This is a genomic window from Bartonella vinsonii subsp. arupensis OK-94-513 (genome assembly GCF_000278235.1).
GTDB classification, from domain to species: domain Bacteria; phylum Pseudomonadota; class Alphaproteobacteria; order Rhizobiales; family Rhizobiaceae; genus Bartonella; species Bartonella arupensis.
The window spans coordinates 250,680-265,744 of the sequence record NZ_JH725038.1 but is presented as its reverse complement, the minus strand read 5'-3'; the positions used below and the strand labels follow the sequence as shown (position 1 = coordinate 265,744).

Below are 15,065 nucleotides of genomic sequence, written 5' to 3'. Positions count from 1 at the left end.
GAAATATTCTATAATGTTTGTTTATATTGCTCTTCCCTTGTTTGTCTTAGTTTTTTCCATTTTATGTGGAACACTTAGTGTCGATTATATACTCAATTCCTTTCATAATTCTGGACGCTTCACAATTGGAAAATGGAGCGCTTATCCTCAGGTAGGAACGGCCAACAGCGATCCCTATACTCGTGCACGCACTGCCAAACGAAGTGATATTTCTCTGGGACGCACAGAAGGGCTCATTTTCCAAATTTGGAAAGATAACCATGGGCATCCGCTACACCCCCATTGTCATTACTTACTCAAAGGACACATCCCTGAAGCCCGCCTCTTTACACTTTATACAGCTGACAGATCACTCAAAGCGTATACGTCCCCAAAAGAAATCCCTTTCGAACTCTATACTGACAATATTATCTATGAAAGTGATGGTTCATTCCGCATTAATATCTCACCAATACCACAAATCGGTAATTGGCTTGCAGTGGTTAGTCAAAAAGAATTCGGACTTATTCTGACCTTATACGATACCCCCATCATCTCCGCAACGGCATTGCAAAAACTCACAATGCCAACTTTAGAACAAATCCCATCAGGACAAAAAAACTGTGACTAGATTCATTCACGCGGCACTTCTTGCAGGCATTGGTGCTATCATCGTTCATATTTGCGTTCTCTTTTTGACACCTTATTGGGCGCAAAATAATATATGGACAGAGCTTAAAAAATCAGGACCTCCTTATCAATTTGTTGATTTGGGTGCTCATAATCCTATTCAACGAGCTTCTGATCCGTTCTTTATTCTTAAAGTCTGCAGATTTGATCTTGAAAATGGTCCCGTTCATTTAAAGGCTTTAAAAACAACACAATTTTGGTCACTCACTGCCTATACATACGACGGAAGTATTTTCTATAGCCTTAATGACCGAACAGCCCCTCATGCTACGCTCGATCTTATCATTGGAAAACCAATACAAATCATAGAGCTTAAACAGTCAAAATCTATAAATAATCGCAATTCCGTTTTAGTTGCTAAAAATTTGAATAAAGGTTTTGCACTCTTACGCATTTTTGCCCCTTCTTTACTTGAAAAGAAAAAAAGCGAAGATTTCTTTTCATCTGCCTCCTGTCGCATATTTAATGGATAAAAGCACAGTAATCTCTAATCGTAGAAATGCTTTCTTTGTATAATAGAGTAAAATGGTTATTTTAAACCTCAATCAATCGAATATCAGAATGAGAAAGAAAATTCTAAACATCTCTTTTTGATTGAAATAAAAGGAGACCTTCTGTTGCATATCATTATATCCGATAGAAAAAACCTTCTCATAAAATTAGGCCTATTATCATAAACTATGAGGGAATAATTATTCCTCTCAATGAATTTGCCAAAATAATTATGAGAAATTGATAGAGCATCACGCGTCCTTGACCTCAAAAATAAGTGCTTTACTTTTGTCGTATGACCAGAATTTTTTTGTAAGATATGAAATCTGAAGAGAATTTTGCTTAAGGTCCGTAGTTGAGGGAAAAGAGAACTTCATGAAAAAAAATTATGTTCGGCTAATTTCAAGAGCGGCAGTATGGTCTCCTCGTTTTGGCGGATTGGCATTCTTTATTTTGTTATTTTCAATGCTTTTACAGCGCTTTTCTGTAATTCATATTGTTGATTTTACCATTTTAATAGTCATTTCTGCCTGTTGTGTTGCTATTTCTCTTTTTCTTGCTGTAAAAGCACTTTACAGTTTATGGGTGTTTGGTGCTTTAGGAGGAATGAAAGCTTTAAAAGGGATCATTTATTCTTTGATTACTGCCACACCATTGGTGTTATTTTTTTGGGGATGGTTTACTTTGCCAGCCCTTCATGATGTTTCTACTGATACACAAAATCCACCAGCTTTTTTTCGTACCATACGTCCCAATGATGCTTTGCCGCTTAAAAGTATTTTAAGTGAACAAACCACATTACAGATGTCTGCATGGCCAGAAATGTCGGGCCGTCGTTATGATGGTTCACCTGATCATATTCGCAATTCTGTTCTGAATGTCTTAGCTGCTCATGATTGGCCTATTGTCGCGCAACGGGAATTTAAAGGAAAAGAAGATGAAATTTATATTGAAACAATGGCAAAGACTTTTTACCTTGGTTTTATTTCGGATATTGTCATTCGTTTAACCAGTGAAGGAGATACAACTTTTGTTGATATGCGTTCTGCTTCACGTTATATGCCAAGAGATTTTGGCACGAATGCTGCTTTTATTATTGATTTTATGGATGCCCTTGATACAGAAGTCGCTTTACTCCCTCTTTCTGAAGATGATGAGTAAAGGCTTAAAGGTGAGCATTCTCTTTAATAAACAGCCTATTTCTCAATGAATTTCAATACAAACGAAAGTGAACAGATCAGCTCTCAATTCTCAACACTTAATCTCTATATTGACGAGCTATTGATTACCATTGTTGATAGAAACAGATTTCTGTTTATTGGAGGTCTGTCCACTATCAGTGCGGCTGGTAATGGTAAAATCTCCACCAACACCCATTTTTACAAGGACTCCAGAAATCACTGCCCCTGCCAATGAATATGGCTTTCTTTTGTTGAGCATCCTCATTAAAGCCCTTTCCTTTAGAAAGGAACCTTGTCCATCCTCCTGCACTGCAGATATCTAAACTGTAATCAACATTTTCCGAAGCGTTTTGGGTATGGCTTTTATGGCTTCGTTTGGAGGCACTCTGCTCTGAAATTATCAGCTCTCTTTCTTAATTTCATCCTTATTATTCATGTTTTAGTGCACCTTGTTTTTCTTTACATTATAAAATTTAAGTGTATAGAAACAAATAATAAGCCAAATAATCCAACTAAAACCTACAATCAAAACTGGCCGTGTATCATCAAAAAACCATAACAAAATAAAAATAAAAACCATAAACAAAATAGAAAAAATTGATCCTATGGGCCAAAATGGAATTGGAAACTTTAAACCACACTGCATTTCTTTAGACATTTTAAGTCGCATAAAAACCTGCGAAAGTAAAATCATCAACCAAACGAAAACCGTTGCAAATGTTGCCATTGCTGCAATGAGAAAAAAAAGTCCCTCATGGTAAAAATAATTAAGGACAACACCAAGAAGAAAAATGACAAAGATTAATAAAATCACAAAAATTGGTACACCATTTTTTGATAAATATTGAAACCTCTTTAAAGCATAACCTTCCTGTGATAGCCCGTGTATCATACGACAAGCGCCATACATTCCACTATTCATCGCTGAAATAGCCGCTGTAACAACAACAATGTTTAGAATATTTGCGGCGGATGAAATTCCGAGATTTTCAAAAATTGAAACAAAAGGACTGTCCATAAGGCCTATTTTATTCCAAGGATAAAGTGACATTAAAATAGCTAAAGTCATGATATAAAATAGTAAAATACGAACTGGAGTAGAATTAATTGCCTTTGAGATCGTTTGATGAGGATTTTGTACTTCCATCACTGCCATCCCTATGATCTCTATTCCACCAAATGCAAAGACAACAACGCTAAAACAGGCTAAAAAACCAAACCAGCCATTAGGAAATATACCACCATTTTTCCACAAATTTTGGATACTCACAGTAGAGGAATTTGTACCTGTATCCCAACCCCACAAAATAATTGCTATCCCTAAAACAATCATCGCAACAATCGCAATAATTTTAATAGAAGACAGCCAAAATTCTAGTTCACCATATACTTCTACTGCTGCCAGATTAATTCCAGTAATGATCAGTGTAATGCTAAGTGCCCATATCCAAGGTGCAACATCAGGATACCAAAATCCCATATAAGTCGCAAAAGCTGTGATATCAGCCAAACCTACAAGAATCATCTCGAATACATACGTCCACCCCGTTAAAAAACCAGCTAATGGTGATATATAATTTGCAGCATAACGGGCAAAAGAACCAGGCAATGGATTATGAATAATCATTTCACCCAAAGCCCGCATAACCATAAAAATAGCTAAACCCGCAATACAATACGCAATCAAAACACTTGGACCGGCAAGCTTAATTGCTTGAGCAGAACCGTAAAAAAGACCTGTTCCAATAGCAGAGCCAAGAGCTAAAAAAATAATTTGGCGCTTGCTCATACCTCGCTTCAGTTCATTTGTTCCCATTTCTTTCTTTCTTCACTGAAATGTTGACCAAAACTCATACCTAAACACCAGCTTTATGATCAATAAAGCTTCATGTTTCTCTCACCAATATATTGTAAAAAAGCACTGAACAATGCCTAGGCAGATACTCTACCTTAAGCAATGAAAAAATACTTTTATTGTGAATAATTCAGATTTTTTATAGCCTGCAATCTTGTACCATTTTCTTTAGATCAAATGATAATAAATTTTTTAATCATTGTCATTGAATTCATTTTTATAGTCTCTTTTTTCTACAAAAAAACATATCGGATTTAATGAAATATCAGCCCTTCTGCTTTCTTTCCAGTTCATTGAATAAAAGCTTAAAAATTCGTACTACTATCGCTTAAAAGCAAATGCATTCAATTTTTAGTGACTTGAAAAAACTCTTTCTTCCTTTTTGAGCTCATAACAATCATACAAACTATATATAATGACACATGAATAAACTTCTAAAACTAATTAAAGAATTTATTCAATGATAAAGTGAATCTCGCCAATCTTCAAAAGCTTGAGAAAGTGCAGCCCCTGCCCATCTCTTCAGAACTCTAACCGCCTTTAATGCCAGTCTTCCAAGAAAAAAAGCTATTGCAGAAAAAACAGCCTTTTCAATCTGTTGTCGAATAATAAATCTATAATTTTCACCGGCATTTTGATCTGAAATACTCATAACAGCTCTATTTTTCACCTGAACAAAAATATCTTTCTCTTGTGCTACCACAGCGATAAAAAGATTCTCTTGAGTTCTTCCTTTCCAAAGATTTGCATTCACCTCAACAATTTGTGCAAACAAAAAAACAACGGTTATTAAAATACATAGTATGCTATTTCTAAACATTTTTTTCCCTTTGTTTTGATGTAAAAATATAAAACTAAAAAGTATTTAAGAACAAAAAGAACAAACAATAAATAATTTTATTTTATAAAATTCATATAATGAACTTTTTAATAATAAAATAATAAAATATATTTAAATTATAAACTATAATTTGTTGCTTTATATAGAATAGACTAAAGAGTACAAAATCTATTTCTACAATATTAGCTTTTATAATCTTGTATTGATAAATCAATACCACCATGAAATATAATATTAATAAAATAATTGGGCACATATTTATTTAAATATTCATGTAAATTCTTGATTTCTCTCAATTTTCTATGAAAATCTATGAGAATTCAAGAATCACATGTTTCTTCTTCATTATTGAGCTTAAAACTGTATTATCTTGGTTTTAATTGAGGAAAAATTGTTTCCGGTAATACAGATAATAAATGCCCTTCACGCACAAGAATATGCGCCGTATGAAGATCTGGAGCTAGATAGCGATCTTCCTTAAGAGTATCAATATTTTTGCGTAGACGGCCCATAACAGACTGCAAAAAAGAACTTGTTTTTAAAGGTGCACGATATTCGATCCCTTGTGCTGCAACAAGCGTTTCAATGCCAATGATAGTAAAAAGATTTTCACTCATTGCTAATAACCGACGAGCACCATGACAAGCCATTGAAACGTGATCTTCCTGATTTGCTGAAGTTGGTGTTGAATCAACTGAAGCTGGGTGTGCCATTTGTTTATTCTCAGACATTAAAGCAGCTGCAGTTACTTCAGCAATCATAAAACCTGAATTAAGACCCGCATTTTGTGCTAAAAAAGCTGGAAGTCCATAAGAGACTGCTGGATCAACCATAAGAGCAATACGTCTTTGAGAAATAGAGCCTATTTCACATAAAGCAAGAGCAATCTGATCAGCAGCAAATGCTACAGGTTCAGCATGAAAATTTCCACCTGATACAACCTCACCATCACTTAAAATCAACGGATTATCTGTAACTGCATTCGCTTCAATAATAAGTGTTTTTGCCGCTGCAATAAGGACATCAAAACAGGCACCCATAACCTGTGGTTGGCAACGTATACAGTAAGGATCTTGTACACGATCATCACCACGCAAATGTGCAGCTCGAATTCCTGAATCTTCTAAAAGCTTTTCTAATGTTTGCGATACAGCAATTTGCCCATAATGACCCCGTAAAATATGAATATCAGAATGAAACGGTGCCGTTGACCCCATGATAGCATCTGTTGTTAATGCTCCGGCAAGAAGCCCACCACACAATGCCCGATGGCTTTGGAAAAGACCTGCGAGTGCAAGTGCGGTTGATGTTTGAGTACCATTGATCAGAGCCAGACCTTCTTTTGCTTCTAAAATAATAGGAGACAACCCTGCTTTCTTAAGGGCAGACGCCCCACTCATACGAATGTTTTGAAAAAACGCTTCTCCCTCTCCCATCATAACAGCAGCCATATGAGAAAGTGGTGCAAGATCACCTGATGCACCAACAGATCCCTTTTCAGGAATGATAGGGATAACGCCTTTCGCAAGCATATTTTCTAGCAAATGTATCAATTCTAAACGGACACCGGAAGCCCCTCTCCCTAAAGAAAGAAGTTTTAGGGTCATCATTAAACGCACAATATTTTCGGCTAAAGGCTCCCCCACACCACAACAATGTGACAAAATAAGATTTCTTTGCAAAAGTGCTACATCGTTTGCATCAATTTTAATCGACGCCAATTTGCCAAAACCAGTATTAATGCCATAAACTGGCTTACTTCCAGCAGCAATTTCAGCAATGCGTTCTGCTCCCTTCCTGATAGCTAAATGCGTATCACTATGAAGTTTACTCACTTCACCATTGAAATAAATAGTTTCAAGTTCACTAAGCGTTACCTCACCCGGTTTTAATATAATAGTCATAATTTTCTTTCTTATTTATCGATAAGTATAACGCTTAGCATCCTTAATCTTTTTATAAAATAAAAAAGGTATAGCTAATCTCTAGAAAAGCTTAAAACCTGCTAGATAAACAAATTCTGCCTATTTTTTAATTTTATAAACAGAAAGATCAACTATTTGCCTTTTTAGCATTATTTTATCAGAAAAATCCTTCAATCCTTTCCCAGTTTGAGATAGGGTTTACTTTTTTGTTGTTTGAAAAATCGTTGTGTATTTTTTGTGTCATCCCCCCTTCAAGATACTTGAAATCCTATTAATTAAGTTATTACAAATATAAACATTTTATTTATGCATCATACAAATAATACTTAAAGTATAAGAAAAAATAATAAATTTTAATCAAAAACATATAAATGAAAATTATGTGATCAACAAAAATATAATTTCTTATAGCTATAACCAACTGTTTAATTGGCATACGAAGAATGTAAATCGATACTTTTTACAAATATTTTTATAAAATGTTCTCTTAAGTGTATAATAAAAAAGTTTTTAATCTATTTACACAAAAAAATGAAGATATTAAAATACATTTATTAAATTTTACTCCATTTATAAAGTAATAAAGTAAAATAGCTTTGCATGACAATTCTTCAATTACACATTCTTCTTTATCTAAATGCAAAAAACTTAAATTAAAAGATTACACAAAAAGAAAAAACTTTAATTCTCTAACATCACTTGTTTATCTGTACATAACGAATCAATATCCCCATAACCATTTCACTAAAAATAGATTTGTTTTTCCTAGGTAATATTAACACATGATATAAAATGGAACTAAAAAGGGTGGTGCACCCGACAGAATTCGAATCTGTGACCTCTGCCTTCGGAGGGCAGCGCTCTATCCAGCTGAGCTACGGGTGCTTATAACTGAATGGTAACCTTTTAACTGATCATACTCTCAGCTTCAATGAAGAATTATCATTCTTAAAAAAATACTTGTTTATGGTTTATCACCATACAGTCTTTTCATGCTATCCTGCTATGATACATTATCTTAAACAAATCACTTTTTATACATAAGCTTTTTCTCACAAAAAGAGTTTTTATTACAGCTTCAAAATTCCCCCAAAATGCGCTAAAAACAAGTTATGAATATCAGGATAATTCTTAATGATGACATTACCAAACCGCTTTCATTTTATTTCTGCAGAAACTGAAGAAGCCATTAAAGCTACTCATAAATTAATTTCTGTTTACGGTCATTCTTCTCTGAAAGAAGCTGATGTTGTTGTTGCAATCGGTGGCGATGGAACAATGTTACAAACGGTACGGGACGTTATGAATACCGGAAAACCTATTTACGGTATGAATCAAGGCTCTGTAGGTTTTCTTATGAATGAATTTCATGAAGAAGAATTGCCAACTCGTATTGCTGCCGCACATAAAAAGGAAATCCATCCTCTACGTATGATTGCGGAAGCTGAATGTCAAGGAACCATTGAAGCATTAGCAATCAATGAAGTCTCACTCTTTCGTCAATCTTATCAAGCAGCTAAAATTCGTATTAGCATTGATAATAACGTACGAATGGAACAGTTAAGTTGCGATGGTATCCTTGTTGCTACACCAGCGGGATCTACTGCATATAATTTATCAGCACAAGGGCCTATTTTGCCCCTTATGGCGCCACTTATGGCACTCACTCCCGTTAGTCCTTTTCGCCCACGTCGCTGGCATGGAGCATTGCTTCCCAATACGGCAACGGTCCGCTTTGATATGCTCGAACCGGAAAAACGCCCCGTAAATGCCGCAGCCGATAATGTTGAAGTAAAATCTGTCCATTCAGTTACTATTTCAACAGCACAAGAAGTAACAGCCTCAATCCTTTTTGACTCTAACCATTCATGGGATGAACGGATTTTATCAGAACAATTTCGCTATTAATTATTGTATTATACCTCCTATACGTATATGGCTGTTATAGTTGACTTTTTTGTGAAAGCACCTTAACCCTCTAAAAGAGAGTAACTCCTTAATCTTACGGATAGTTCGGATAGCGAAATTAAAATCACAGAGCAATTGATAAAAAAATGATACCATCTTTAAAGAGTTTTGATGATTTAGGTCTTTCGACAAAGGTTATTAAAGCAGTAAAATCAGCAGGATATACAGTTCCAACGCCTATTCAGAGTGGAACAATTCCCCACGTACTTCAAAGAAAAGATGTTCTAGGAATCGCTCAAACAGGAACGGGAAAAACAGCCTCTTTCGTTTTGCCTATGCTCACACTCCTTGAAAAAGGCCGTGCAAGAGCACGAATGCCTCGGACTCTCATCTTAGAGCCAACACGGGAGCTTGCAGCCCAAGTTGAAGAAAATTTCGATAAATACGGCATAAATCATCGTTTGAATGTTGCTCTTTTGATTGGCGGCGTTTCTTTTGAACAGCAAGATCGCAAACTTGAACGGGGAGCTGATGTTCTTATAGCAACACCAGGACGCCTTCTTGATCATTTCGAACGCGGTAAATTGCTTATGATGGGTGTTGAAATTCTTGTTATTGATGAAGCTGATCGCATGTTGGATATGGGTTTCATTCCTGATATTGAACGCATCTGTAAACTAACTCCCTTTACACGTCAAACTTTGTTCTTTTCCGCAACAATGGCACCAGAAATCAGCAAATTAACAAAGCAATTTTTACATTCTCCTGTCTCAGTTGAAGTTACAAAAGCATCCTCAACTGCAACAACAATTACACAACGTCTTGTAAAATCCGGAAATAATTCATGGGATAAAAGAGCTGTTTTGCGAGAACTTATCCGTAATGAAGGCGACGAACTAAAAAATGCTATTATTTTTTGTAATCGAAAGAAAGATATCTCTGAACTTTTTAGATCACTCATCAGACATAATTTTAGTGTAGGCGCACTTCATGGAGATATGGACCAACATGCGCGCATGAGCACCCTCGCCGATTTTAAAAATAATAAACTCAAGCTTCTTGTTGCTTCTGATGTTGCAGCTCGTGGCCTCGATATTCCAGCTGTAAGCCATGTTTTCAACTATGACGTTCCTACACATGCTGAAGACTATATTCATCGAATTGGTCGTACAGGACGAGCAAACCGTAGTGGAAAAGCTTTTACAATCGTTACAAAAGCTGATCAAAAATATATTAGTGCCATTGAAGAAATGAGCAATGAAAAAATTGAATGGCTCAACGGAGATCTCTCTACTTTAATAACTGATGAACAAGAAGACGGTACCGTTTTAAAGAAAAAATCTCCAAAATCGCTAAAGAAAACTTCTCAAAAAGAGCGTGTTGTTCAAACTAAAAAGTTCTTAAAAGATGATAAAGTAGATTACACTCAAACCGCAAATCATAAAGCAAAACCATCTGAACAACATCATCCTCGAAAAATTAAAGATTCCTCTCCTCTTGGATTTGGCGATGATATCCCAGCATTTATGCTTATAAAAACCCGCCATTAAACTGGAAGTTTATCATCTTTTATAATACGAAAGATGAACAAAATGCTCTGAAAACGCTGCTCTTATCACCCTTGAGCAACCAGTCTTTCTACTATCTTTTCGCGTCCCAAAAGTTGCAAAATTTTTCCCATTTCAGGTCCGTGATCCATTCCTGTAAGAGCCTGACGTAATGGCATAAACAAAGCTTTCCCACTACGACCGGTTTTTTCTTTTAATGCGGTCGTCCAAACTTTCCAACTCTCTTCATTCAATGCACCTTTAGGCAAAAAATCGAGTGACTGACGCACAAAGGCACGATCCTCAAATGCCACTCTATCAAAGTTCTGTTCATCATGAAGCATTTTCCACCATAAAACAGCATCATTCACTTTATCAATATTGCCCCTTATCGCGTTCCAAAAAAGCTCCGCTTTTTCTCCATCAATAGAAAGGTTTTGAAGCCGCGTTTTAACTTCTTGATAGGTTAACTCATGAACAAGATGGCTATTCAAAACAAAAAGATCGGCAATATCAAATTTTGCAACGGATCTTGAGGTATCTTGAAGATTAAAATGCTCTAAAAGCGCTGCTTGATTGGGATAGGGATGCACATTTTGCGATGTCCCAATCAAAACGGCAAGGCATTGAACAGCTATAGATTCAAATCCTTCTTCCCGTAGAGAACGAATAGAAAGATCATTATTACGTTTTGAAAGCCCTTTTCCTAAAACTGTAGACAATAAATTGATATGTCCAAAAACGGGCAATTCTGCATTGAGAGCTTTAAAAAGAGCAATCTGAGTGCCTGTATTTGTAATGTGATCATCCCCACGAATAATATGTGTAATGGCCATATCTATATCATCAACGACAGAGGGCAACGTATAAAGGTAACTTCCATCTTCACGAATTAAAACCGGATCTGAAAGAGAAGCCAAATCAATGACCTGTTTTCCCTTTACTGCATCATTCCAGCAAATTTCCGTTCGATTTGTTTGCAAAGGATTATTTTCAAAATTAGGAAGAAGAAAACGCCAATGCGGTTTACGACCTTGCATTTCAAGTGCTTTTTTATCTTCTAATGTCAATTTCAATGCAGCTCGGTCGTAAACAGGAGGCAATTTGCGTGAAAGCTGAATTTTACGACGCCGATCTAATTCCTCTGCTGTTTCATAACAAGGATAAAGAAGACCACGTTGTTTGAGACTTTCTGTGACTTCATCATATCGACTAAACCGCTTGGATTGATAATAAATTTCATCTGGTTGAATTCCAAGCCATTCAAGATCAACCGCAATAGCATCAATATATTCCTGTTTAGAACGTTCAACATCTGTATCATCATAGCGCAAAATAAATGCCCCATTCTGCGCTTGTGCGTAAAGCCAGTTGAACAAAGCAATACGAATATTACCAATGTGAATATAACCTGTTGGAGAAGGTGCAAAACGAACTTTTATCATAAAATAATGCTCAATTTCTATCGCGAAAACGATTAACAATGGGATAACGACGGTCACGTCCGAAGTTCTTATAACTGATTTTCACGCCGGGCGCAGATTGTCGTCTTTTGTATTCTGCACCATAAAGAAGGTGTTCAATTTTCTCAACTGTTTCCCGCAAATACCCACGTTTAACAATATCACAAACGCTCATGTCATTTTCTACAAGAGATTGCAAGATATCATCGAGAACAGGATAAGGAGGGAGAGAATCTTCGTCTTTTTGATTTTCCCGAAGCTCTGCGGAAGGTGCTTTTTCTATAATATTGGGTGGAATTACAATTCCTTCTGTCCCCCTCAAATTTTGCAAGTGGTTTTTATTGCGCCACTCAGCTAACGCATAAACCTGCATTTTATAAATATCTTTAAGAGGATTAAAGCCTCCATTCATATCACCATAAAGTGTTGCATACCCCACAGCCATTTCCGACTTATTGCCTGTTGTTACCACCATTGAGCCAAATTTATTTGAAAGTGCCATCAAAATAGTGCCGCGTATACGACTTTGAAGATTTTCTTCTGTCACATCAGACGGCAAGCCTGAAAAAAGAGGCGCCATTGTATTCAAAAAAATCTCAACAGGTTGTACAATTGGTATTATTTGATAATCACATCCTAAAAGATATGCACACTCTTTAGCATCTTTCAATGATTCTTGCGAAGTATAATGATAGGGCATCATCACGGTGCGAACTCTCTCAGCGCCAAGAGCATCTACCGCCATTGCTGTACAAAGAGCTGAATCAATTCCTCCTGAAAGTCCAAGAATGACATCATTAAAACCGTTTTTATTAACGTAATCTCTCAAACCCAAAACACATGCTTGATAATCAGCAGCTAATCCATTGAGAAGATTTTCATTTGGACCAGAAATACATTGCCATCCTGTTGTTGTTTGTTGCCAATGACTTACAGCAATATGGCTTTCAAAATGTTTCATTTGAAAGACTATTTTACCCTGCCCATTTAACGCAAAAGACCCTCCATCAAAAACGAGCTCATCTTGACCACCAACTTGGTTTGCATAAATAATGGGCATGCCGGATTGGAGAGCTTGCGCACGAACAACTTCTATACGTTTTAGCGTTTTATTTCGATAATAGGGCGATCCATTAAGGACAAGAATGATCTCAGCTCCTTTATTGCCAAGCTCCGCACACAGAGAAGGATCATTCCAAATATCCTCACAAATCACGATTCCTAGCCTTATCCCATGATAAACGATTGGCTCAGGACGTGGACCAGGAGAAAATAATCGCTTTTCATCAAATTCAGCATAATTAGGTAAATCAAACTTCCAGCTTTCAGCAATTACCCGTCCTTCATCAAGAAGGACAACAGCATTGTAAATATTACCATTACACCTTAGCGGTAAACCAATTACGATCCCTGGCCCCCCTACGGTTATCTTCGCTAATTCCTTAACAGCATCCTCACATGTTTTTATAAAAGCAGACTTAAGAACAAGATCTTCCGGCGGATAAGCACTGATAAAAAGCTCCGTAAATAAAACAAGATCAGCTCCCTCTTCTTTAGCCTTTTGATGTGCCATCACAGCAAGAGAAAAGTTCCCTCCAATATCACCAACAACAGGATTTAATTGGGCAACAACCACCCGAAAATCATTTTTCATGCCTTCATATCATTTCATCAGTTTGGCGACTTAAAAATCTGTTATAATCAACAGAAACATTCTTTTAAAAAACTCTTCTTTTATAAACAGCTAAGATAGAAATGTTATGCAACCTTCTGTCAAGCATTTGCAGCAAGAGCAAATGAATCAGAATTGCGATTTTTTTTAAGGAGTTCCGCAACAAGAAAAGCTAATTCTAACGCTTGATCTGCATTTAATCGTGGATCACACTGCGTATGATAGCGATTAGACAAATCTTCAACAGAAATAGCATGTGCCCCACCTGTACATTCTGTTACATCACGACCAGTCATTTCAATATGAATCCCCCCTGGATAAGTTCCCTCCGCACTGTGCACTGAAAAAAACTTCTCTACTTCTTTTAAAACATAATCAAAAGGGCGCGTTTTATAGCCATTTACAGTAACCGTATTGCCATGCATTGGATCACACGACCATATAACCTTACGCTGCTCGCGTTCAACTGCATGGATCAATTTAGGAAGATATTTTTCAACCTTATCATAACCAAAACGCGTAATGAGCGTCAATCGCCCTAGTTCGTTTTCAGGATTTAGAATGTCAATCAACCTCAAAAGCTCATCAGGCTCAAGAGAAGGCCCACACTTCAACCCTATAGGATTTTTAATACCGCGACAATATTCAACGTGCGCATGATCAATTTGACGTGTGCGATCACCAATCCACAACATATGACCAGATGTTGCATACCAATCCCCAGAAGTCGAATCAATCCGCGTCAAAGCCTCTTCATAGCCAAGCAAAAGTGCCTCATGGCTGGTATAAAAAGATGTTTCACGTAATGAAGAATTCGTTTTAGACGTAATCCCTATGGAACGCATAAAATCAATCGCTTCAGAAATGCGTTCTGCTAATAGCTTATAACGTTCGCCCTGTGGGCTATTAGAAACGAAACTCAACATCCATGCATGAACATTTTCTAAATTGGCGTATCCCCCTTGTGAAAAAGCACGCAACAAATTAAGCGTTGCCGCAGATTGACGATAAGCCATAGACATGCGGTGTGGATCAGGAATACGAGAATCCGTTCCAAACTCAATGCCATTAATAATATCGCCGCGATAAGAAGGAAGTTCAACACCTTCTTTACTCTCCATATCAGAAGAGCGTGGCTTTGCAAACTGGCCAGCAATACGACCAATTTTAACAACTGGTTTAAAACTCCCAAAAGTTAAAACGATCGCCATTTGCAAAAATACACGAAAAAAATCACGAATATTATCTGCTTCATGTTCTGCAAAGCTTTCCGCACAATCCCCACCTTGTAATAAAAAAGCTCGCCCTTGCGCAACTGCTGCTAATTCATTTTTTAAATCACGCGCTTCACCGGCAAAAACTAAAGGAGGATAACTCCGTAGCTTTCCTTCAACATCTGCTAATATAGACTTATCCGGGTAAGTCGGAATTTGCTTCACTGGCCTTACTCTCCAAGAGTTCGGCGTCCACTCTTTTATCATTACACTCTCTCCGAGCTTAAATTCATAGTTT

Annotated in this window: 12 protein-coding genes and 1 tRNA gene; 5 read left to right on the top strand and 8 right to left on the bottom strand. The window is 36.7% G+C overall.

What is annotated here, in order from left to right:
• Nucleotides 1-13: 13 nt before the first annotated feature.
• The 3 genes from ME1_RS06290 to ME1_RS06280 all read left to right on the top strand — a co-directional run bounded on the left by ME1_RS06290 (nt 14) and on the right by ME1_RS06280 (nt 2,322).
• A complete protein-coding gene (locus tag ME1_RS06290) occupies nt 14-610 on the top strand; it encodes a DUF1214 domain-containing protein (protein ID WP_035008880.1) in 597 nt (198 codons plus the stop codon).
• A complete protein-coding gene (locus tag ME1_RS06285) occupies nt 603-1,142 on the top strand; it encodes a DUF1254 domain-containing protein (RefSeq protein ID WP_004864691.1) in 540 nt (179 codons plus the stop codon). The genes ME1_RS06290 and ME1_RS06285 overlap by 8 nt, the downstream gene beginning before the upstream one ends.
• Before the next feature lie 394 nt (nt 1,143-1,536).
• Nucleotides 1,537-2,322, top strand: a complete 786-nt coding sequence (locus ME1_RS06280; protein WP_004864688.1) for a DUF1499 domain-containing protein — start codon at nt 1,537-1,539, stop codon at nt 2,320-2,322.
• 117 nt (nt 2,323-2,439) lie between these two features.
• Here the strand turns inward: ME1_RS06280 and ME1_RS07980 are convergent, their stop codons facing one another.
• From ME1_RS07980 to ME1_RS06260, 5 genes are all read right to left on the bottom strand, one after another.
• Nucleotides 2,440-2,607 (bottom strand): hemagglutinin repeat-containing protein, encoded by a 168-nt coding sequence (locus tag ME1_RS07980; protein ID WP_004864687.1) that lies wholly within the window; start codon nt 2,605-2,607, stop codon nt 2,440-2,442.
• Between the two features lie 174 nt (nt 2,608-2,781).
• A complete protein-coding gene (locus ME1_RS06275; RefSeq protein ID WP_004864686.1) occupies nt 2,782-4,158 on the bottom strand; it encodes an amino acid permease in 1,377 nt (458 codons plus the stop codon).
• 496 nt (nt 4,159-4,654) lie between these two features.
• Nucleotides 4,655-5,017, bottom strand: a complete 363-nt coding sequence (locus ME1_RS06270) for a hypothetical protein (RefSeq protein WP_004864684.1) — start codon at nt 5,015-5,017, stop codon at nt 4,655-4,657.
• Nucleotides 5,018-5,403: 386 nt separating this feature from the next.
• Nucleotides 5,404-6,942 carry a histidine ammonia-lyase gene (gene hutH / locus ME1_RS06265; protein ID WP_004864682.1) on the bottom strand — a complete coding sequence of 513 codons (1,539 nt, stop codon included), beginning with the start codon at nt 6,940-6,942 and terminating at the stop codon, nt 5,404-5,406.
• A gap of 829 nt (nt 6,943-7,771) precedes the next feature.
• Nucleotides 7,772-7,848, bottom strand: a tRNA-Arg gene (locus ME1_RS06260).
• A 249-nt stretch (nt 7,849-8,097) separates the two neighbouring features.
• Between ME1_RS06260 and ME1_RS06255 the strand changes: the two genes are divergently transcribed.
• Together ME1_RS06255 and ME1_RS06250 are read left to right on the top strand one after the other, a co-directional pair.
• A complete protein-coding gene (locus ME1_RS06255) occupies nt 8,098-8,871 on the top strand; it encodes an NAD kinase (protein WP_004864680.1) in 774 nt (257 codons plus the stop codon).
• A gap of 146 nt (nt 8,872-9,017) precedes the next feature.
• Nucleotides 9,018-10,421 carry a DEAD/DEAH box helicase gene (locus ME1_RS06250; protein WP_004864678.1) on the top strand — a complete coding sequence of 468 codons (1,404 nt, stop codon included), beginning with the start codon at nt 9,018-9,020 and terminating at the stop codon, nt 10,419-10,421.
• A 65-nt stretch (nt 10,422-10,486) separates the two neighbouring features.
• Here ME1_RS06250 and gltX read toward each other — a convergent pair whose 3' ends face one another.
• The 3 genes from gltX to ME1_RS06235 all read right to left on the bottom strand — a co-directional run bounded on the left by gltX (nt 10,487) and on the right by ME1_RS06235 (nt 15,034).
• On the bottom strand, nt 10,487-11,863 hold the full coding sequence (gltX, locus tag ME1_RS06245) for a glutamate--tRNA ligase (RefSeq protein WP_004864676.1): 1,377 nt from the start codon (nt 11,861-11,863) through the stop codon (nt 10,487-10,489).
• Between the two features lie 10 nt (nt 11,864-11,873).
• Nucleotides 11,874-13,535, bottom strand: a complete 1,662-nt coding sequence (locus tag ME1_RS06240; RefSeq protein ID WP_004864673.1) for an NAD+ synthase — start codon at nt 13,533-13,535, stop codon at nt 11,874-11,876.
• 119 nt (nt 13,536-13,654) lie between these two features.
• Nucleotides 13,655-15,034, bottom strand: coding sequence for a class II 3-deoxy-7-phosphoheptulonate synthase (locus ME1_RS06235; RefSeq protein ID WP_004864672.1), 1,380 nt, complete (start codon nt 15,032-15,034; stop codon nt 13,655-13,657).
• Nucleotides 15,035-15,065 lie beyond the last annotated feature (31 nt).